This window comes from Protofrankia sp. CiP1_Cm_nod3, assembly GCF_982290655.1.
In genome coordinates this window covers 1-2,063 of sequence record NZ_CEVIVD010000017.1, presented here as the reverse complement: position 1 = coordinate 2,063, position 2,063 = coordinate 1, and the positions used below count along the sequence as shown (strand labels likewise).

2 protein-coding genes are annotated in these 2,063 nt (G+C 76.6%); both read left to right on the top strand.

Annotated features, from left to right (window positions below):
- A partial coding sequence (locus AC5LUJ_RS05730) for a 3-phosphoshikimate 1-carboxyvinyltransferase (protein WP_493464585.1) occupies nucleotides 1-601 on the top strand: 601 nt, incomplete at its 5' end.
- A 230-nt stretch (nucleotides 602-831) separates the two neighbouring features.
- Complete coding sequence (gene rsgA / locus AC5LUJ_RS05725) at nucleotides 832-1,938, top strand: ribosome small subunit-dependent GTPase A (RefSeq protein WP_250290128.1); 1,107 nt, start codon at nucleotides 832-834, stop codon at nucleotides 1,936-1,938.
- Nucleotides 1,939-2,063 lie beyond the last annotated feature (125 nt).

The following is a 2,063-nucleotide window of genomic DNA, read 5'->3' as shown; positions in this document are numbered from 1 at the left end:
GCACGCTCACGACCGGGTCATCGAACCCGACATCAACAGCGCGTCCGCCTTCCTGGCCGCGGCCGCGGCGACCGGTGGGCGGGTCGTGCTCGCCGACTGGCCGAGCGGGACCGTCCAGCCCGGGCGCGTGCTGCCCGACCTGCTGACCGCCATGGGCTGCGTCTGCACCCTGACCACGGCCGGCCTGGAGGTCCGCGGGCCCGGCCGGCTGCGCGGCATCGACGTCGACCTCAGCGACTACGGCGAGGCCGCCCCGACACTCACGGCGCTCGCCGTCCTCGCCGACTCGCCCAGCCGGCTGCGCGGCATCGCCCACCTGCGCCTGCAGGAGACCGACCGGCTCGGCGCGCTCGCGGCCGAGCTGGGCCGGCTGGGCGCGGACATCACCGTGACCGACGACGGGCTGGCCGTCTCCCCCGCGCCGCTGACCGGCGCCCGCCTCGACCCGCGGGCCGACCATCGCCTGGCCATGGCCTACGCCGTGGTGGGACTGGTCGTGCCGGGCGTGCTCGTCGACGACATCGCCACGACCGGTAAGACCGTGCCGTCCTTCCCCCGGCTGTGGGCGCGGATGCTCGACGGGGCGGACGCCCGCGCGTGAGAGCTGCCTGTCACGACCACCGACGGCGTCACCCCACGCGCTGCCGTCCCACGCGGCGTCACCCCGAACAGCACAGCCCCACATGGCACAGCCCCGCGTGCTGCCGCCCGGCACGGCCCGACTCGGCACGGCCCGGCTCCGAACAGCCCGGCCCCGGACGGCCCGGCTCCGAACAGCCCGGCTCCGAACAGCGCGGCCTCGCATGTTCCAACCCCGAAGTGCGCGCCTGAATGGCGCGGGAACTCGACGAGGACGACGTCCGGGTGCGGGCCGGCCGCGGGTCGCGGCCGCGTACCCGGGACCGGCCCGACCACGCCGACGCGGTGACGGCGACCGTGGTGGCGGTCGACCGAGGCCGTTACACCTGCCATGTCGCCGGGACGTCACCGGAGCCGCGACCACGACCACGTCCGAAAGCGCAGCCGCCGCCGGGGCCGGCACCGGGGCCGGGGCCGGGGAGCGGCGGCACGTCCGCATCCGCGTCCATGTCCGCTTCTGGCGGGGCGCTGGTGGCCGCCGTCCGCGGGGGTTCGGTGCGCCGGACCAGTGTGGTCGTCGGCGACGAGGTCGCCCTGGTCGGGGACATCTCCGGCCGGGCCGGCAGCCTTGCCCGGATCGTCGGGCGGGCCGAGCGCCGCAGCGTGCTGCGGCGTACCGCCGACGACACCGACCCGGTGGAACGCCCGATCGTGGCCAACGCCGACCGGCTGGTCATCGTCTGCGCCCTCGCCGACCCGCCGCCGCGGCCGGGGCTGATCGACCGCTGCCTGGTCGCGGCCTACGACGGCGGCCTGGAGCCGCTGCTGTGCCTGACCAAGGCCGACCTCGCCGACGACACACCCCTGCGCGCACTCTACGCGCCACTTGGCCTACCTATGGTGACCACCAGGCCGGACGCCGGCCTGTCCGGGCTGACCGCCCTGATGGCGGCCCACGTCTGCGTCATGTTCGGCCATTCCGGGGTGGGCAAGTCGACGCTGGTCAACCGGCTGGTGCCGGACGCCGCCCAGACGATCGGCGCGGTCAACGCGGTCACCGGCCGTGGCCGGCACACCTCGTCCGCGGCGATCGCCCTGCCGATGCCGGGCGGCGGCTGGGTCGTCGACACCCCGGGGGTGCGCTCGTTCGGGCTGGGCGCGGTCTCCACCGACCGGCTGCTGCGGGCCTTCCCCGATCTGGCGCCAGCCGCGGCGGCCTGCCCCGGCGGCTGCACCCATCTGGCAGGCCTCGCCGACTGCGCGCTCGACGAGGCGGTGGCGGACGGCCAGGCGGACCCGGCCCGGCTGGCCAGCCTGCGCCGGCTGCTCGCCGCCCGCTCCGGCACCGACCCGTCATAACGCCCGGCCACCCGGACCGCGCCGGCAAGACGACCACGATCGAGATCCGCCGGCGCCGACCCGTCACACCGCCCGGCCCCGACCACGACCAGCCCAGCTGTCCCCAGTACCGGGCCCCAGCGGTC